Source organism: Pantoea sp. XAF26B01_ASV70, from assembly GCF_054512635.1.
Window position 1 is genome coordinate 2,052,048 of the sequence record NZ_CM137251.1, and the last position, 18,058, is coordinate 2,070,105.

Sequence of the window (18,058 nt, forward strand, 5' to 3'; positions counted from 1 at the left end):
AGAAGTGTGAAGCGGGGTACAAATTTAACTTTTTTGCAATGCGGGCGGGGTGGAAACAGACGGGATAACCGGAGTTATCCCGCCCGATTGACTGCTCAGTACGTCACTACTCAGACGGCGGGACGCGCCACGACGCTGCGGGTTTCCATGCGGACTTCGGCGATGGTGACATCAATCACATCGGTCACACGGTAAACCACTTCGCCTTTGATCTGAACGCTGCCATTTTCCTGGCTGCAGACCAGCTCATCACGCACCGCGTGAATGAACGGCGCCGGGATAAAGGCGACCGCGCCAAACTCCAGCAGGCGAACACGCATGCCACCACGTGACACATCGATAATCTCGGCGCTGAAGCGACGGTCGGTTGCTGCAAACGGCGCCAGATAACGGGCGTAGAGCCAGTCGCCAACATCACGTTCCGCCATGCGGTTCAGGCGGCGGCGCTCACTCATCGTCACCGTCAGCGCATCATCCGGACGAGCGATCTGCTCACCGCGAATAATCGCTTTCAGCAGACGATGGTTGACCATGTCGCCGAACTTACGAATCGGTGAGGTCCATGTGGCGTAAGCCTCAAGTCCCAGGCCAAAGTGCGGGCCAGGCTCGGTGCTGATCTCAGCGAAGGTCTGGAAGCGACGGATCCGGCTGTCGAGGAACTGGGTCGGCTGGGCATCAAGCTCACGACGCAGCACGCGGAAGCCTTCCAGCGTAGTGATCGCCTGCGCATCCACGGTAATACCATGGTTGGCCAGCACGGCCGCGGCCTGTTCAGCATTGGTGGCATCGAAACCGGCATGGACGTTGTAGATACCAAAACCGAGACGGTCACGCAGCACTTTCGCCGCGCAGACGTTGGCCAGAATCATAGACTCTTCGACAATGCGGTTAGCGATGCGGCGCGGTTCAGCCACAATCTCCAGCACTTCACCTTTTTCACCCAGCAGGAAGCGGTAATCCGGGCGATCTTTAAACACCAGCGCGTGAGTCTGACGCCACTCGCTGCGCGCCAGGCAGAGGCGATGCAGCAGGCGAATCTGTTCAGCAATCGCCTCACTTTCCGGCTGCCATGCGCCGCTGTTTTCCAGCCAGTCAGAGACGTCGTCATACGCCAGCTTGGCTTTGGATTCGATCCAGGCGGCAAAGAACTCAACGTCATCACCTAAGTTGCCATCGGCTGCCACGGTCACGCGGCAGGCCAGGGCCGGACGGCGCACATTCGGACGCAGCGAGCAGACATCATCAGAGAGTTCGCGAGGCAGCATCGGGATGTTAAAGCCCGGCAGGTAGTTGGTAAACGCACGCTGCGCCGCCAGCTTATCGAGCTGACTGCCTTCCGGCACATAGGCGGTAGGGTCGGCGATAGCGATGGTCAGACGCAGGGCGCCATCGTCCAGGGCTTCCACAAAGAGCGCATCATCCATATCCTGGGTGCTGGCGCTGTCGATGGTAACGAAATCCAGCGCGGTCAGATCTTCACGCGTCAGATTTTCATCCAGCATCTCGCCAAAACTGACATCGGGCGCTTCACGCTCAAGGTTATGACGCGACAGCGTCACCCACCACGGCGCCAGATCGTCATCAGCTTTGACAATAAAATCGGTGAGTTCGGCATAAAAGCCGCGATCGCCTTTCAGCGGATGGCGACGCATCTCCGCCACGGCCCAGTCACCATTTTCAAACTCATGGCTGACATCGCGCGCAGGGCGACACTGGATCGCATCCTTCAGCAGGGGATGATCCGGCACAATCGACAGGCGATCGTCTTTCTTCTGAACCCGGCCAACAAAGCGGCTCAGGAACGGCTCAACCAGGGTTTCCGGCTCAGCGCTTTCGCGATCTTTATCGCTGTGGATCACGGCGGTGATGCGATCGCCGTGCATCACTTTCTTCATCTGCGGTGGCGGAATGAAGTAGCTTTTTTGCGCATCGACTTCCAGAAAGCCGAAGCCTTTTTCAGTGCCTTTTACGACGCCTTCAGCACGAGGCGTTTGCGAATGGAGCTTCTCTTTCAGCTGCGCGAGCAGCGGGTTATCCTGGAACATAATTTTTACGTTTCGTTGGCTGATTGCGGCTGACAGTTTTACGCGAATCGACGTCGCGCGGCAAGGCAAAAAGCCGGACGAGCCGGCTTTTTAGGGGGGAGTGAAAGGGCTGTCAGGCGATGCGCTGATCGGCCAGTGCCTCAGAGAGTTCCAGCTTCACCGGCACCGATTTAGAGGTCGGTGTACCACTGTCATCACCAAAGCTGTTCAGCGGCACCAGCGGGTTGGTTTCCGGATAATAGGCCGCCAGGTTACCGCGCGGAATATTGTAGGGAACCAGTTTGAATCCGCTGACGCGACGGGTAATGCCATCATTCCACAGCGTTTCGATATCGACATTCTGGCCTTCGGTAAAGCCCAGGTCTGCCATATCGTCCGGGTTGATGAACACCACTTCACGCTGACCAAACACGCCACGGTAACGGTCATCGAGGCCGTAAATGGTGGTGTTGTACTGGTCGTGCGAACGCAGTGTCTGCAGGGTAAAAGGCACGTCCTGATCAAGATTCGGGAACAGTGAGGTCGGCAGCGCCGAGGCGTTGAACTCCGCTTTCTGGCTCGGCGTATTGAAGCGCAACTCGGCTGCTGCGTTGCCCAGATAGAAACCGCCCGGGATGTCACATTTGGCGTTAAAGTCGGCAAAGCCCGGAATCGTCGCGGCGATGTGCTCACGGATCAGGTTGTAATCACCCGCCAGCTCGCGCCATTTCACTTTTTCATCACCCAGCACCGCCTCGGCGATACCGGCAACAATCCAGGTCTCTGAACGCTGCGTTTCCGCCAGCGGAATACCGATCCCTTCAGAGGCGTGCACCATGCTGAAAGAGTCTTCCACGGTAATAAACTGATTGCCGGTGGCCTGCAGATCGCGCTCGGTGCGGCCCAGCGTCGGCAGAATCAGCCCATCGTGACCCGGCACCAGATGGCTGCGGTTCAGTTTGGTGCTGATATGCACGGTCAGACCACAGCGTGACATCGCCTCTTCGGTGCGCGGTGAGTCGGGTGCGGCCGCCGCCAGGTTGCCACCCAGCGCGATCAGCACTTTCACTTCATCACGCAGCATGGCGTTCAGCGCTTCCACGGTGTTGTGGCCTGCCGCACGCGGGGGCTCGAAATTGAAATGATTCCCCAGCGCATCCAGGAAGGCTTTCGCCGGTTTCTCATCGATGCCCATGGTGCGGTTGCCCTGCACATTACTGTGACCACGAACCGGGCAGAGGCCTGCGCCTTTTTTACCCAGCTGGCCAAACAGCAACTGCAGGTTGGTGATCTCGCGCACCGTGTCGACAGAGTGTTTGTGCTGGGTGATACCCATCGCCCAGGTACAGATCACCCGGTCAGCGCTCTGGTAGATCGCCGCGGCTTCACGGATCTGCGCCTGCGTCAGGCCCGACTGCGCCACAATCTGCATCCAGCTGGTGTTATCCACGGCGTCGAGATACGCCTCAATGCCGTTGGTTTTAGCATTGATAAAGGTCTGATCGAACAGGCCGCTTTCGCCAGCCGCCAGACGCGCGCGGTGGGTTTCCAGCAGGGATTTCACCATGCCGCGCACCGCCGCCATATCACCGCCCAGGTTCGGCTGGTAATAGGAGGAGCTGATGTTGCCCGCTTTCGAAGTCACCACTTCCAGCGGTTTCTGCGGATCGGCAAAACGTTCCAGACCGCGTTCACGCAGGGTATTAAAGGTGACGATTTTCGCACCGTGATCGGCAGCGTGACGCAGGCTGTGCAGCATACGCGGATGGTTAGTGCCGGGATTCTGACCGAAGACAAAAATGGCATCTGCGTGGTCGAAATCATCCAGACGAATGGTGCCTTTACCGACGCCAATGCTGCGCTTCAGGCCGGTGCCGCTGGCTTCGTGGCACATATTGGAGCAGTCAGGGAAGTTATTGGTCCCCATCAGGCGACCAAACAGCTGATAGAGCCAGGAGGCTTCATTGCTGGCGCGACCGGAGGTGTAAAGCTCCATCTGATCCGGATGATCCATCGCCTTGATGTGCTGCGCGATCAGCGCAAACGCATCATCCCAGCTGATGGGCTCGTAGTGATCGGTTTCCGCGTTGTAGCGCAGCGGATGAGTCAGGCGTCCCTGATACTCCAGGAAGTAGTCACTCTGGGTATAGAGCGTGGTCACGCTGTGTTTAGCGAAAAAGTCGGTGTCGACCATCCGGCGCGTCGCTTCCCAGGTCACCGCTTTGGCGCCGTTCTCACAGAAGCTGAAGGTACTTTTATTGTCATCGCCCCAGGCGCAGCCCGGACAGTCAAAACCGCGTGCTTTGTTCATGCGCATCAGGTTGCGCATATTTTTCAGGGCCGCTTTGCTGTCAAGAACGAAACGCGTGGTGGCTTCCAGTGAACCCCAGCCGCCCGCTGCCGCGCGATAGGGTTTGATTTGGCGTTTAAATTTCATATTGAGTGCAGGCTTTTTATAGTAGGAATTATTGTTTGGTGTTTGTTATCAGGTTATATCCTGATGGTGAAAGGAAGTCTGCAGCTATCCTCATACCTTGTCTAATTGATTGACTTAATGGTGCGATAGCTGGCGTTTATCGTGCATAAGCCAGAAATGTGATGCTGGTCAGATTTTACCCGCCTTTAACCTGCTGATAACGGGAGTTCTCCCGACAACAGGCTAATACTTGCTGTTCACAATCAGAGAGGGCACGACTCCATGAAACAGCTGACCAGCCAGATTCATGCATTTGGCAAAGCGTTGATGATGCCAATCTCGGTCATCGCTGCCGCAGGTATCTTCCTTGGGCTGGCGGCGGCCATGCAGAACCCGGCGGTCACCGGCGATGCCTTTGCGCAGATGCAGGTGCCGCAGTTAATTATCGGCTTTATTCGCAAGGTTGCCGGAGCGCTATTCGCTAATCTGCCGGTCTTCTTTGCGGTAGCGAGTGCCATCGGACTGGCGAAAGCGGAAAAACCTACCGCCGCCTTTGCCGCGGTGATTGGCTATATCGTGATGAACGTCGGTATCAGCGCGACGCTGGCGGCCAAAGGGATCACCGCCGCCACCACCACACCTGCAGCCCTGCAGCAGGCGGGCATGGACCAGACCACCGCCATGATGACCTCGGCGGAATATATCAACATGCTGGGCGTCTTTACCTACAACATGAGCGTACTGGGCGGGGTGATTGCCGGACTGGTAACGGTGGCGCTGCACAATCGCTTTTATACCCAGCAACTGCCTACCGCGATCAGCTTCTTTGGCGGACGGCGTTTTGTGCCGATTGTGACCGTGGTCTGTCTGCCACTGATTGGAGTATTGCTGGCGCTGATCTGGCCGACCATTGGCGACGGTATCGCCTGGATTGGACAGATGATTGGCAAAAGCGGGCAGTATGGCGCTTTTCTGCTGGGAGCCTTTGAGCGCATCCTGATCCCCACCGGCCTGCATCACATCCTTAACGAAACCGTGCGTTTCACGCCTATTGGCGGCATGGCGGTGGTCGATGGCCAGACCGTGGTTGGTGCACTGAACATCTTCAACGCGTCGCTGACTCATCCGGGATCGATTCCCGATGAGACGCTGCGCACGGCCACGCAGTTTCTGGCGCAGGGCAAGATTCCGGTGATGATGTTCGGCCTGCCCGCCGCGGCGCTGGCGATCTATCACACCGCCCGACCCGAGCATAAACAGCGGGTCAAAGCACTGGTCATGGCGGGGGCGCTGACCTCCTTCACCACCGGCATCACCGAACCGCTGGAGTTCTGCTTTATCTTTGTCTCGCCGGTGCTCTATCTGCTACACGCTTTCCTGACCGGCCTGTCGTTTATGCTGATGTCGATGCTGCATCTGATGATTGGCAACGTGCAGGGCGGTGTTATCGACCTGGTGGTGTTCGGCATGCTGGGCGGGGCAAAAACCCACTGGTGGTGGACGCTGGCGCTGGGCGTGATCTATGCGCCGATCTACTACTACGCTTTCCGGCTGGTGATCACCCGGATGAATGTTGAAACGCCGGGCCGTGAATCGGAGGATGAGAAACCGCAACAGGTCGCCGCGGATGAACGGACTCAGGTCATTATCAGCGGGCTGGGCGGGCAGGCCAATATCGAGGATGTCGATTGCTGCTTTACCCGGCTGCGCGTGCGGGTCAAAGAGATGAATCAGGTGGTCGATCAGACGCTGATGAGCACCGGTGCCAACGGGGTCAATCGCGTCAGCGAGCACGACATTCAGGTGATCTACGGCCCGCAGGTCGAGAAGATCGCCAACGAGGTAAAAATGGCACTGGGCGTCGCTTAACGGCAGCCTGTTTCACTCTTCGTCACAACGCTAACCGCCCGACGCCCGTGGGCGGTTAGCGCCTGTTCCAGGGCACGCTCCGCCCGCTGCCGTCCCGCTTATTGTAACTAAAAAAAGCCCAGCCCTAATGGGCCGTACCTTTCTGCCGATATAGCGACTAATCCTCTTACTTTTCGGAACACCGCGATGTCGTTAAAAAAATCCTCCCTGATTATCTTCTCCTTCCTGCTGGCGCTGTTTCTCACCAGCGTGGCAATCAGCACCTGGCTGCTGATCCAGAGCAATCACTCGCTGAATGCGGTTAACAAAGAGATCCGTGTGGTGCTCTCGGTGATTGACCCAATCAACCACAGCCGCACGCTGCGTGTGCGTCTGATGGAGTACATGAAGGAGATTGAGGGCAGTGACGCAAATAATCCCGCCACGCTGGACAGCGTTCGGACCGTGGCCGGCAAAGCGGATGCTGCATTTCAGGCCTATATGAACGCGCCGCGTCTGCCGGGCGAAGAGGCGGAAGCCGACGCCTATAGCCAGGCTTATCAGGCCTATCGTCAGCAGGGTTTACAGCCGTTGATTGAGGCGGCAGAGGCGCACGATCAGGTGCGCTTTAAAAATCAGATTGCCACCGTGGTTCGCCTTGATCGACAGTATGAAATCATACTGGACCGGGTGCTGGCTCAGCATGAAACCTATGCCAAAAAGCTTAACAGCGATGCACAGAGTCACTTTACCTCCGGCATTACCCTGCTGGGGCTGTTTGGGGTGCTGTTTTTCGCCATCATCGTCGCCATTTACATCTTCATGAAGCGCTATGTGCTTTCGCCGATCAATGATGCGCAGGAACACTGCAAGCTGATTGCGGCGGGCGTCCTGGATACCACGGTGCCGGTCAAAGCCGGTTCGCGCAGTGAGATTCAGTTGCTGATGGGCTCGCTGGAGCAGATGCGCAGCGCGCTGACCGCTATTATTCTCCAGGTGCGCGATTCAACCCGCTCAGTCTCCACCGCCTCTCAGGAGATTGCGGCGGGCAACATCGATCTCGCCTCGCGAACCGAACAGCAGGCTGCCGCGCTGACGGAAACCGCTGCCAGCATGGAGCAGCTGGGCGCAACGGTGAAACAGAACACTGAAAACGTCTTTGAAGCCTGCCGCCTGACCAGTGAAGCGGTGAAAAACGCGGAAAGCGGCGAAAAGGTCTCGCAGGAAGTGGTGACATCGATGGCGCTGATTAATGCCAGCTCGAAGAAGATCGAGGAGATCACCACCGTGATCGACAGCATCGCCTTCCAGACCAATATTCTGGCGCTGAACGCGGCAGTCGAAGCCGCCAGGGCGGGTGAACAGGGTCGCGGTTTTGCGGTGGTGGCAGGGGAAGTCCGTAATCTGGCCCAGCGCAGCGCTACCGCAGCCAAAGAGATTGAGGGGCTGATTGCGGAATCTGTTTCGATCATCCACGCCGGTTCCGATCAGGTCAGCCGGACCGGTGAGGCGATGAGCGCCATTATCTCCTCTGTCAGCCGCGTGAATCTGCTGATGGAGCACATCTCAACCGCTTCTGATGAACAGAGTCGCGGTATCGGTCAGATTGAGCAGGCGGTTACCGAGATGGACAGCGTCACACAGCAGAACTCGGCGCTGGTGCAGGAGTCTGCCGCGGCATCTGCCTCGCTGGAAGAGCAGGTGCAGTATCTGACGCAGTCGGTCTCCACCTTCCGTCTGGCAAACAGTTAATCAGGGCTCTCCGCGCTGAGTTTATGCAGCGCGGAGTCCGGAGCCCCGATGCTGAGTAATGCCCGACAGAGAAGGGAGAGTTTGATTCAGTGCCTTGTGGCGCAGGGCTAATCGGCGGATTATAAGGCTTTCCAGTAAATATGGGGTGGTCATGCTAATCAGCACGGAAAGTGCCCGCAGCAACAGCGCGGATACCCGACTGGCCTGCACGCTTGCCGCTGCCGCAGGCGCACTGAATACCGCAGCCTTTGAGATCGTCGGTTTTTTTTCAGCCAACATGACCGGGAATGTCTCGCTGCTGTCCGATCACCTGGCAAAAGCGAATCTGGGGCCTGGCCTGTTTTTTCTGTCGATCGTGCTTCTGTTTATTGCGGGTTCCATGTTTTCAACGCTGATCATTAATGCCGGGCACCGCAGAAATATCCGCACTATCTATGCCTTTGTCATCCTGATTGAGGGCAGCGCGCTGATTGCACTGGGGGTGATTGAAAATCACTTTCCGCCGCAGTCGCCCGGTGTGGTGTTAATTATGAGCCTGAGCTTTTTAATGGGGTTGCAGAATGCGGTGGTGACGCGTATCTCCAATGCCCGCGTTCGCACTACCCATATCTCCGGCACGGCGACCGATATCGGGATTGAGCTGGCAATGCTGTTTGAGGTGCTGCGGCGTAAAGCGTCACCGAAAGAGGCACCGCTCTATCTGAGCCGGCTGCGACTGCACTGTCTGACCCTGCTTTCTTTCCTTGCAGGAGGGATAGCCGGAATCGGGCTTTACCGGCTGCTTAGCTACGATTTCCTGCTGCCAGTAGGGTTCGGGTTAATCTGTCTGGCGCTGAATGCCATCTTTACTAAGCCAGCAAAACAACAGGGCGCGATGATTTAAGTGCGCTACCCTCACTGATGCTTAAACCAGGGCGGCGCGGAGTCCTGATTTCATCGATCCGCCTGCGCAAATGAACCGTGCGGTTAAAACATCCGAGCCTGCGCGGGGTAACATTCAGCCTTATACTCTGGTTGATCCTGCGAACGAGACAGTAATGCGAACAGCCTTCAACCTGCTGATGGAAAATTAACATCGACATTAAACAACTCATTTACTTGTGTAACCTGGAGCGTGAACGCCATTTCGGGCGGGCCGCGGAAGCCAGTTTTGTTACACAGCCAACCCTCTCTATGCGCCTGAAAAACCTTGAGCGCGAGCTGGGCCTGCCGCTGATTAACCGCAGCAATAACTTTGCCGGATTTACCCCAGAGGGCGACCGTGTGCTGGCGTGGGCGCGGGAAATTGTTTCGGTCTATCAGGGGCTGAAGCTGGAAGTGGAATCGCTGAAGCATGGGGTGAACGGTACGCTGCGGGTTGGCGTGGTGCCGCAGTGCAGCATGGCACTGCCGCTGCTGCTGAAAGCGGTGCAGGCGCGTTATCCTCAGCTCGACTATCGCATTGCGGTACTGAGTGCTGACCAGTTGCTGGAAGCACTCAACAGCCACACCGTGGATGTCGGGATCGGTTTTTTCGAGATGGCAACCCTGCGTGAACTCCATTTTCAGACCGAGATGCTGGCAGATCGGGGCGTTGAAGCCATATTCCATCCCGACCATTTTCCTGAGCTGGTGGGGGAAACCGCGCTGACGCTTGAGGAAGTGGCACAACAGCCGCTCTGCCTGGCGGAGCCGACGCGTTATTTCCGGCGTTACCTTGATATGGCTTTTCGCGAGGCGGCGCTGGTGCCCCGGGTGATTGTGGAGAGCGCCTCTGTCATGCAGCTGATGCAGTGCGCGCAGGTCGGCCTGGGGCTGTTGGTGTCGCCGGTCGGTCATCTGCTGTCCGCTTCATTACAGGGGCTGCAGCAGCGCGCTATTACTCTGCCGCCGATGGCGCGCCAGGCGGCGCTGGTAATTGCCGAACCGGGCCGAGCCACACCGCTGGCGCAGCACTTTTTCGATGAAGCACGGGGCCTGCTGCCGGTGTAATTCCAGTTACTGCGCCTCGCCCAGCGCATAAAACAGGCGGCTGTTCCAGTTGCCTATCGCCACGCTCTGTATCAGTGCGAACAGCGCCTCAGCTTCCCAGCCCGCCTCCATCAGCGGTTGCAGGTGAGCCGCGCTGAATCGCTCGGGCGAGCGGGTCAGTTGTGCCGCCAGCGCAATAATCTGCTGCTCTTCCTCTTTTGCTGCCGCGTCATCCACGCCCTCAATTAAGATCTCATTTCCGGGCAGCAGCCGGAATGCCCAGCGACTGCCCAGAATACGGGCGGCTGTCGCTTCTGCCAGAGTATTGTTCTGAGTGAGATGCTGACGCAGTTGCGCCCAGCCATAGAGCACTGAGGGATCGTGTGCCAGCAGCCATACCGCGTCCTGCATTCCCGGCAGCGATTGACAGCGGGTAATGGCAGCGAGCTGCTCAGCACTGGCATACCGCAACTCCAGCGGTTTCAGCACCGGCTGCCAGCGGGCAGGCTGATCAAAACCTGTGGCCTCAGCATCGGGTGGTGCAGTGCTGCCGGGCAGCCAGCGTACCGGCTGGGCCTGCAGCGCCTGTAAACCGGCGACCACCCGCGCCTGATAACTGACAAAGCCGATCACCTGATTCAGCGTCACAATATCGGGCTCTGTCAGGCCGACTGCATCCAGGGCAGTGATTGCGCTGGCGCTGATCAGCTCAGGCTGCATCGCCAGCTGGCGTGCATATTGCGTAATCTGGGTGAGGCGATTATTACTTTCACGTGAGGAGTCGGGCCCGGGCAACGGATTGAGGCGGGCAGAGTAGTGATTACACAGCCGCTGTACACCCGCCACCTGCGCCACCGTCAGCGCCGTGCTGAGGCGATCGTAAAGCGTTAAGGTATGCGTGAGCGTGGTGACGACGCGGTCGGGGAACAGCAGCTGTGCCAGATCGCGCGCCGCCAGCAGGGCGGGCTGATTAGTGCGCAGCAGTGACTGCACCACGTTGTCATCGGTGTAACATCCCAGCAAAAAACGGTCATCGATATGGGCGGCCTCTGGCACCAGCGGTGCGGCCTGTGAGGTACGTGGACTGGTCTGGCTCTCGTAAAACCAGTGGTTATGGCCCGGATAGCGGCGTTGTTCCATGATCAATCCTTTTGCAAATTCGGGTTCGGTATGCAGGCGGCAGAATCTGAAAATGTGCATAAACCGAAGGGCAGGCTTATCGTCGCTGATGGCCAGTCCGGGGCAAAAGATTGATCGGTGATAATTAATAGCGTTACGGTATAACGGCAGCGAAATCAGGCAGGAAGGGCGAGGCGGGAGCAAAGAGAAGGGCGAGCCAGGCTCGCCCTTGCAGAACTTATTTCAGTTCCAGTTCGTTCATTGCGGCGATGCTGAAGCCGCCATCAACGTGTACTACTTCACCGGTGATGCCGCCAGCCAGGTCAGAGCAGAGGAATGCTGCTGAGTTGCCGACATCTTCGATGGTAACGGTACGGCGAATCGGGGTGACCGCTTCGCAGTGTGCCAGCATCTTACGGAAATCTTTGATGCCTGATGCTGCCAGGGTGCGGATTGGACCGGCAGAAACGGCGTTAACACGCACGCCTTCCGGGCCCATGGCGTTTGCCATGTAGCGCACGTTGGCTTCCAGCGACGCTTTCGCCAGACCCATCACGTTGTAGTTCGGGATCGCGCGCTCAGCACCCAGGTAAGAGAGAGTCAGCAGCGCAGAGTGTGGATTCAGCATCTCGCGGCACTCTTTGGCCATCGCGACGAAGCTGTAAGCACTGATGTCATGCGCGATTTTAAAGCCTTCGCGGGTAACGGCGTTCACGTAGTCGCCAACCAGCTGCTCGCCAGGGGCGAAACCGATAGAGTGAACGAAACCGTCAAATTTCGGCCAGGTTTTTGCCAGTTCAGTGAACAGAGACTTGATGCTCTCATCTTCGGCTACGTCACATGGCAGCACGATGTCTGAACCCAAATCTTTGGCAAACTCTTCCACACGACCTTTTAATTTGTCGTTCTGGTAGGTGAAAGCCAGTTCTGCGCCCTGTTTGTGCATCGCCTGTGCAATACCGTAGGCGATGGAAAGTTTACTGGCAACGCCAGTAATCAGAATGCGCTTACCGGAAAGAAAACCCATAGCTGTAATCCTTATGGTCATTGTAGTTGGCGGCCGCATGGTTAAAAAGTAAGCGACCGACGTTAATCGACGTGCGGATTCTAGCACGTCTCTCATAAATCAGGTAAATCGCCCCGCAATTTCCGCGATATGCAGCAAAAATCAACGCTCGCGCCGCCAGGCTTCGGCACTCAATGCTTCGCCAAAGTGGCTGCTGATCAGTCGTCGGGTCAGATCGTGCAGCGGGGAGGCCAGTACGTCAGCGGTGCCGCCGCGCTCGACCACTTCGCCCTGATGCATCACCAGCACCTTGTCACTGATGTGCTTCATCATCCCCAGATGCTGGGTAACATAAATGTAAGCGATCCCATGCTTCTCCTGCAGTTCCAGCATCAGATTCACCAGTTGGGAACGCATCGTCATATCCAGTGAGGCCAGCGCTTCATCGGCCACAATCACTTTGGGTTGCAAAATCAACGCGCGGGCCAGCCCCAGACGCTGCTTCTGACCGGGTGCCAGCATGTGCGGATAATAGCCGGCGTGATCGCGCAGTAATCCCACCTGACGCAGGGTGGCGATAATGCGTTTCTCTCGATCCTCCGCGCTGAGATCGGTATTGAGCCGCAGCGGGAACTCCAGAATCTGGCTGATACGCTGACGCGGATTCAGCGAGGTTGAGGGGTCCTGGAAAATCATGCGGATGCGCTGACTGCGATAACCATAATCGCCAAAGGTCAGCGGATGATCGTCTATCAGAATCTCACCTTCGGTAGGGGCGACCATGCCGCTGAGCATCTTCGCCAGCGTGGACTTGCCGGAGCCATTTTCGCCGATTATTGCCAGCGTCTGCCTCTCGCGTAGGGTAAAACTGACCGACTTCACCGCCTCAACGTGCTGACGGCGGAACAGGCCCGTACGATAACGGAAGGTTTTACTCAGGTTGCGCACTTCCAGCAGAGTCTCCATGCTACTGGCCCTCCATATTCAGCGGGAAATGACAGGCATAAAGATGCGTTTTGCTGCCGGTTAGCCGTGGCGTTTCAATACATTTGCGCTGCGCATAAGGGCAACGTGGCCCCAGACGACAACCAATCGGCAGGCTCTCCAGCGACGGGATCGCTCCTGACAAAGTATTGAGACGGCTTTTGTGCGGCAGGGATCGTCCAAAATCGGGCATCGCCCGAATCAGCGCCTGAGTATAAGGATGGTGCGGCGTACTCATTAAATCTTCGCTCTGGGCGGTTTCTACCGTCTGACCACAGTACATCACGTTGATACGGTCCGCCCACTGGCTCATGGTGCGCAGGTCATGACTGATCAACAGAATGGTGGTGTTGTTATTCTGGTTCAGACGGCTCAGCAGGCGGAAAATCTGCGCCTGCGTAGTGGGTTCCATGGCATTCGTCGGCTCATCGGCAATCAGCAGACGCGGCTGATTAGCCAGCGCAATCGCGATCATCACTTTCTGGCATTCGCCTTCGGTCAGCTCATAGGGGAAGCTGCGCATTATATCTTTGTGATCTTTAATGCCGACGCGATGCAGCAGTTCGATGGCGCGGGTTTTGCGCCAGAACCAGAAGCGTTTCAGCCACGGACCTTTATACGTCCAGCGCGGGATCACCTGCATCAGCTGACGACCGATGCTTTCAGAGGGATCCAGACAGGATTGCGGCTCCTGAAAAATCATCGAGACGTTATGTCCGATAATGCGGCGGCGCTCGCGCGACGACAGGCGCAGCAGGTCGACATCATCAAATACCATGCGATCGGCGGTGACACGCCAGTTATCGTTAGTTACGCCGCAGATCGCCTTGGCAACCAGACTCTTACCAGAGCCGGACTCACCGACCAGGCCACGGATTTCACCTTCGCCCAGCGTCAGATTGACGCGATCGACCGCTTTGACCGGTCCGTCAGCGGTCATAAATTCAATGGTCAGATTACGGATATCGAGTAACGGCATTTATTCCACTCCCGCTTCGACGGCGCGACGGATGCCGTCACCGAGCAGGTTAACAATTAATACGCTGACCATCAGCGCCACACCCGGCAGCATAACGGTCCAGGGGGCGACGTAGATCAGCTCCAGCGAATCACCCAGCATCGCTCCCCATTCGGGCGAAGGCAGCTGCGCGCCAAGGTCGAGAAACCCGAGTGCGGCTATATCCAGAATCGCCATCGATAGCGCGCGGGTAATTTCGGTGATCAGCAACGGTAAAATGTTAGGCAAAATGGCGTAGCGCAGGATGTTGCGGCCTCTGGCACCGTCCAGACGTGCCGCCACCACATACTCTTTTTCCAGCTCATCATGCACGGCACTGTAAATCTCGCGCACCAGACGTGGAATCAGCGCCAGCCAGACCGCCAGCAATGCGTGCTCGAGTCGTGGCCCGAGAAACGCCACCACGATAATCGCCAGTAACAGCGACGGAATAGAGAGCAGGGTGTCCAGAACGTGGTTCATCACCGCCGAGCGTATGCCATGCGTCATGCCCGCCAGTACGCCCAGCACCAGCGCGCCAAGCGTGGCGAACAGCGTCACCAGAATCGCCGAACCCACCGTCGGGCCCGCACCGCTCAGCAGGCGGCTCAGCACATCCCGACCCAGATCGTCAGTGCCGAGAAAGAAGGAGACATCGCCGTAGTGTGACCAGGACGGCGGCAGCAACTGATAACCCAGGAACTGCTGATCGATATCGTATGGCGCTATCAGCCCGCCAAACAGACAGAGCAGCAGCAGTGCGCCAAAGCCATACAGCCCGACCATCGAAATCGGGTTGCCATAGAAATGGTGCCAGCTCTGACGAAACGCGCTGGGCAGGCGTTTTTCGGCGTAGATATTATCGGAGGGCATACGCTTTCACTTTATTGTGCTTGAGTTCGGACAACATTTCTTTATAAAAATAATTCATATCAGAGGGTTATCCTGAGGACATGCTTTATGTTTCTTTATCATGGCTGACTCTGAGTAGCGTTAATTTATGTGTTTTGTGTACGCCTCTGCGTAGACGCAAAGAAGATGTCCACATTGCAGACAGACACTAAGCTCAGGAAAGCGCTGGGTAAGCGCCGCGACAAAGCAGAGGTTATCTTCGACTCGTCCGGACTGAATGTCAGGCTCTCCATTCGAGGCGGCGTGACATTTTTCTACCGTTATCGCTGGGAGGCTTAGCCCGTCAGCTGACTACAGGGGATTATCCGTCGATATCCCTGTTACAGGCAAGGAAACGGCGTCAGCAATTTCGGCTCTGGATTGCAAAGGGTTATGATCCGCGTCGGCATATCATCCTGAACAGACTGAAAAAAGTCATATTCACCTCCGGATAACAGGCAATAAAAACCGCCCTGTTGGGCGGCGGAGTAGATCTTAGCAGAGGCTACGCTGGCCGGACCCTGGCCTTTGTCGGGTGTCCGTCAGGCCCATCGTCATGGGTGTGGTCAGGATCCGGCTCAATGATCACGATATAATCTTTACCTATCCCATCGCGCGTTAACGTCACTAAATCTCCGGCAACAGGTTTGGTGTCAAACTCATGTTCCTCTTCAACGCCGGTATCTTCAAAAATTACAGCGAATTTCATTTTTCGTCCTCTTTCTGATAAACCGCGTCGTTACCGCGAGGTTTGTTGCTGACGCTTACATAAAGAATTTTAGCCTATCCTGAAAATACCAGGCATCTCAGTGGATTACTTCATGCCGATATTATGCGCGATTACCGGCTGGCTTCAGGTGTCCCGGTGTTCAGACCGCTGTGGAAGCATGCCCGCCTGGCGATTTCAGGTGCAGATGCTATGCGCGAATGGCCCACTACTGAAACCCTGCCGGAACCCGCACAGGAAATCGTTCATGATGCTGCATGAGTAATACACCGTAAATCTTCCACGGAAGACGGATCATCCAACACCTAAGACGTTCGCCTCAACAGAGATCACTTTTTGTGCAGCATTGACAGATTCTTCATGATTTCCTGATTGTTCATTGATGACTTTAGGGGATAGTCTCGTGCTGAGATAGAGCCTTTTACTAAAGGAGATAAATCGGTGGCGAGAATAAAATGAAAGGAGCTTAGACAAGGGAATTGCAAACGATCAATATAGAATTAAATTTTGTGTGATAATGGATTTGAATTAAAAGAGACCGCAAAAAACGCAAAAGGGGGATGGCATGACAGATAAAAACTTCTTTAATGCATTAATAAAATGGATTGATGATCATGCGGATGAAAAAATAAGCCTGGATAAAGTGGCTAAAAAAAGTGGATATTCAAAATGGCACCTCAACAGAATGTTCACAAAGCATTGCGGAGTCAGCCTCGGGAAATATATTAATAACACCAGAATGCAGGCGGCCTCGCTGAGTTTAAGGTTTACTGAAGCCACTATTGCAGAGGTGGCTGATCAGTTCAACTACGACTCACAGCAAACGTTCACTCGCGCCTTCTCACGACATTTTGGTATGCCTCCCGGCATCTGGCGAATCACTGATGCTGCAAAAAAATCAGATAAGGACTCTCTCTGCTTCCCCAGCGATGACACCATTTTCAGGCAGCGATTGAGAGCTTACGTAATGCCATAGGTTTACCTGATTGCATCCGCAGAAAATTATTATCTACAGGACGGCGGGGAAGGACCGCGATGCATAAAAAATTAAAATCGGCCCTGAGATTAAACGTTTTATCTTTAAACACCCTTCATTGGTGCCTGGCAATTCAGGAACGCGCGGTTTTGTGCTAATTTTTAGCCGCTTTGTTGCAGAAAATAAGCCTGATTCCTAAGAAAGATTAAAAAATTGTTTTCCCCGTGGAGTGCGCATCCGCCCAGCGAAGCTTATACGTCCATTCTTTATCAAGTGAACCGATTGAAAGCCTCATCTCCTTGCCCGTCTGTTTACAGAAGTCCCTTGCCGCACCAATGTTTTTCCACATAAGCAAACTACCCGGGCTAAGGTCCGAATATTTCATGTTAACGCCGCCGTTTGGCACATCAAAATAGATAATGTGTTCACTCTCAGCCATGAAGAGCAGATCCATCGCGCACGGCTCGTTACCTACAAAAAGAATATAGCCGAAGAGCATCCTTTTCAAGGCAATGATAAGCGTGATCAGGTTCTCCCTGGAATAACAGGTTATGTTGTCAGAAAAACGGGATTTAAAAAGGAAGATATAATAGTCTGCCAGCTCTTCAGGGCTGAATTGATTCATATCACAGCAGCGGCCACCCGCACGTATGAACCGGTTGTATTCGTTGCGGCGATTCTTTTCTGTTTTAACTGAATAGCTCTCTTTTACAAAGCACACTTTATTTTTTCGGGCAAAGGAAAAGTTAAAGTTTATGAAATTGTGCTTGTTGAAATGTGACATTTTATTGGTTCTTTCAGGGAAAAGCATCGAGGCATTTTTAGCCGCCGGCACCATGATCTCATCATAAGATAGCGGGAATTTTTTCCATTGATCGACACCTATCCGTGAGTGATCCAGCAGGGCATATGCGGCAATATAGCCACCTTGCTTTACTTTATGAAAATACGTTGCCTCATGACCTGTGCGAGATGAGAAAAACCTGATCACGTCAGGATGCATATTAACACTCCCGCCAAAACGGTTAAAACAGTGCTCATAAATGCCAGCGTCGGATTTTTCCCAGCCGTAAAGCATTCTTTTGAAGTGGCTCATATAAAATGTTAAACCTGATAGTTGTTCTGATAAATCGAGTTAAAAAGATGGCTCCTGAATGTCAGCCACCCTATGCTATTTTTTCCTGTCACTAACTCCGGACAGATGGTCTCTGCTGTGACATTTTAATCAGGGCATTATGTATTTTTTTTATCAACGTAAAGGCAAGGAAATATCAAGAATCTATCAAGCGATGTCGTTTTATTGCTTTATATTTGTGAGGGCTGCCTGACATTTATATCAAGTTTATCTGAGTCACCCGCGTAATAGCC

The 18,058-nt window shown here is 55.2% G+C and carries 14 protein-coding genes and 1 pseudogene; 6 read left to right on the forward strand and 9 right to left on the reverse strand.

Annotated elements, in window-relative coordinates; genetic code table 11:
- Positions 1 to 110 precede the first annotated feature (110 nt).
- Both ACX8ZY_RS09580 and ACX8ZY_RS09585 read right to left on the reverse strand, forming a co-directional pair.
- Positions 111 to 2,045: an exoribonuclease II gene (locus ACX8ZY_RS09580; RefSeq protein WP_158131660.1), complete on the reverse strand. Its 1,935-nt coding sequence runs from the start codon at positions 2,043 to 2,045 to the stop codon at positions 111 to 113.
- Between the two features lie 112 nt (positions 2,046 to 2,157).
- On the reverse strand, positions 2,158 to 4,461 hold the full coding sequence (locus ACX8ZY_RS09585) for an FdhF/YdeP family oxidoreductase (protein ID WP_033757827.1): 2,304 nt from the start codon (positions 4,459 to 4,461) through the stop codon (positions 2,158 to 2,160).
- 261 nt (positions 4,462 to 4,722) lie between these two features.
- Between ACX8ZY_RS09585 and ACX8ZY_RS09590 the strand changes: the two genes are divergently transcribed.
- From ACX8ZY_RS09590 to ACX8ZY_RS09605, 4 genes are all read left to right on the forward strand, one after another.
- A complete protein-coding gene (locus ACX8ZY_RS09590) occupies positions 4,723 to 6,309 on the forward strand; it encodes a PTS transporter subunit EIIC (protein ID WP_086905469.1) in 1,587 nt (528 codons plus the stop codon).
- Positions 6,310 to 6,495: 186 nt separating this feature from the next.
- Complete coding sequence (locus ACX8ZY_RS09595; RefSeq protein ID WP_010244535.1) at positions 6,496 to 8,040, forward strand: methyl-accepting chemotaxis protein; 1,545 nt, start codon at positions 6,496 to 6,498, stop codon at positions 8,038 to 8,040.
- A gap of 151 nt (positions 8,041 to 8,191) precedes the next feature.
- Positions 8,192 to 8,923, forward strand: coding sequence for a YoaK family protein (locus ACX8ZY_RS09600; protein ID WP_050679877.1), 732 nt, complete (start codon positions 8,192 to 8,194; stop codon positions 8,921 to 8,923).
- A gap of 191 nt (positions 8,924 to 9,114) precedes the next feature.
- Complete coding sequence (locus ACX8ZY_RS09605) at positions 9,115 to 10,011, forward strand: LysR family transcriptional regulator (protein WP_031292934.1); 897 nt, start codon at positions 9,115 to 9,117, stop codon at positions 10,009 to 10,011.
- A gap of 6 nt (positions 10,012 to 10,017) precedes the next feature.
- Here the strand turns inward: ACX8ZY_RS09605 and ACX8ZY_RS09610 are convergent, their stop codons facing one another.
- From ACX8ZY_RS09610 to sapC, 5 genes are all read right to left on the reverse strand, one after another.
- Positions 10,018 to 11,130: a CMD domain-containing protein gene (locus tag ACX8ZY_RS09610; RefSeq protein WP_158131661.1), complete on the reverse strand. Its 1,113-nt coding sequence runs from the start codon at positions 11,128 to 11,130 to the stop codon at positions 10,018 to 10,020.
- 217 nt (positions 11,131 to 11,347) lie between these two features.
- Entirely contained in the window at positions 11,348 to 12,136 is a 789-nt protein-coding gene (fabI, locus tag ACX8ZY_RS09615) for an enoyl-ACP reductase FabI (protein WP_010244547.1), read from the reverse strand.
- 141 nt (positions 12,137 to 12,277) lie between these two features.
- Entirely contained in the window at positions 12,278 to 13,081 is an 804-nt protein-coding gene (gene sapF, locus ACX8ZY_RS09620; protein WP_010244550.1) for a putrescine export ABC transporter ATP-binding protein SapF, read from the reverse strand.
- 1 nt (position 13,082) lies between these two features.
- Positions 13,083 to 14,078: a putrescine export ABC transporter ATP-binding protein SapD gene (gene sapD, locus ACX8ZY_RS09625; protein WP_010244553.1), complete on the reverse strand. Its 996-nt coding sequence runs from the start codon at positions 14,076 to 14,078 to the stop codon at positions 13,083 to 13,085.
- Entirely contained in the window at positions 14,079 to 14,969 is an 891-nt protein-coding gene (gene sapC / locus ACX8ZY_RS09630) for a putrescine export ABC transporter permease SapC (protein ID WP_010670235.1), read from the reverse strand.
- Between the two features lie 174 nt (positions 14,970 to 15,143).
- Between sapC and ACX8ZY_RS09635 the strand changes: the two are divergent.
- Positions 15,144 to 15,424: pseudogene (locus tag ACX8ZY_RS09635) on the forward strand (Arm DNA-binding domain-containing protein); the annotation flags it as partial.
- Between the two features lie 68 nt (positions 15,425 to 15,492).
- Here ACX8ZY_RS09635 and ACX8ZY_RS09640 read toward each other — a convergent pair.
- Positions 15,493 to 15,696, reverse strand: coding sequence for a hypothetical protein (locus ACX8ZY_RS09640; protein ID WP_010244562.1), 204 nt, complete (start codon positions 15,694 to 15,696; stop codon positions 15,493 to 15,495).
- Between the two features lie 583 nt (positions 15,697 to 16,279).
- On the opposite strand from ACX8ZY_RS09640, the gene ACX8ZY_RS09645 reads away from it, so the two are divergent.
- Complete coding sequence (locus ACX8ZY_RS09645) at positions 16,280 to 16,690, forward strand: helix-turn-helix domain-containing protein (protein ID WP_158131662.1); 411 nt, start codon at positions 16,280 to 16,282, stop codon at positions 16,688 to 16,690.
- Between the two features lie 205 nt (positions 16,691 to 16,895).
- Here ACX8ZY_RS09645 and ACX8ZY_RS09650 read toward each other — a convergent pair whose 3' ends face one another.
- The gene (locus tag ACX8ZY_RS09650; RefSeq protein ID WP_060680287.1) at positions 16,896 to 17,786 is read right to left on the reverse strand and encodes a GNAT family protein; all 891 of its coding nucleotides are present in this window, start codon (positions 17,784 to 17,786) and stop codon (positions 16,896 to 16,898) included.
- Positions 17,787 to 18,058: the final 272 nt, after the last annotated feature.